A 785-nucleotide genomic window follows, 5' to 3' on the forward strand; every position below is an offset into this window, starting at 1 on the left:
CGCTGGCCGATCCGGCGCTGATCTATGACCTGGGCGGCAAGTTCGACAAGTCGTTCAACGAGGCGGCGTTCGGCGGCGCGCAGCGTTGGGTCGAGGAGACCGGCGGCACCTATCGCGAGCTGGAGATGCAGTCCGAGGCACAGCGCGAGCAGGCCCTCCGCCGCCTGGCCGAGAGCGGATCGAACCCCATCGTCATGACCGGCTTCGCCTTTGGCGACGTGCTGACCAAGGTCGCGGGCGATTACCCGGACACGAAATTCGCCATCATCGACATGGTGGTCGAGGCGCCGAACGTGCAATCGGTCGTCTTCACCGAGGAGCAGGGCAGCTATCTGGCCGGCGTCATGGCCGGGATGGCGTCCGAATCCGGCACCGTCGGCTTCATCGGCGGCATGGACATCCCGCTGATCCGCAAGTTCGAATGCGGCTTTGCCCAGGGGTTCAAGTCGGTCCAGCCCGAAGGTTCGCTGGTCAGCAACTATACCGGCACGACGCCCGCCGCCTGGAACGACCCCGTCAAGGGTGGTGAGCTGGCGCGCGCGCAGAAATCGCAGGGCGCCGACGTGATCTATGCGGCCGCCGGCGGCACCGGCATCGGCGTGCTGCAGGCCGCCGCCGACGAGGGCATCCTGGCCATCGGCGTGGACAGCAACCAGAACGCGCTGCATCCGGGCCAGATCCTGACCTCGATGGTCAAGCGCGTGGACAATGCGGTCTTCGACGCCTTCACCGCAGGCACCGACCTGGAGCCGGGCGTCAAGGTCATGGACCTGGCCGCGGGCGGC

Annotated in this window: 1 protein-coding gene; it reads left to right on the forward strand. The window is 67.5% G+C overall.

Annotation, left to right across the window (positions count from 1 at the left end; translation table 11 throughout):
* Positions 1–2: 2 nt before the first annotated feature.
* Positions 3–785: BMP family ABC transporter substrate-binding protein (locus TW83_RS17155; protein WP_084697677.1), on the forward strand; the 783-nt coding region annotated here is incomplete at its 3' end.

Source organism: Paracoccus sp. S4493 (assembly GCF_000967735.1).
Taxonomy (GTDB): Bacteria; Pseudomonadota; Alphaproteobacteria; order Rhodobacterales; family Rhodobacteraceae; genus Paracoccus; species Paracoccus marcusii.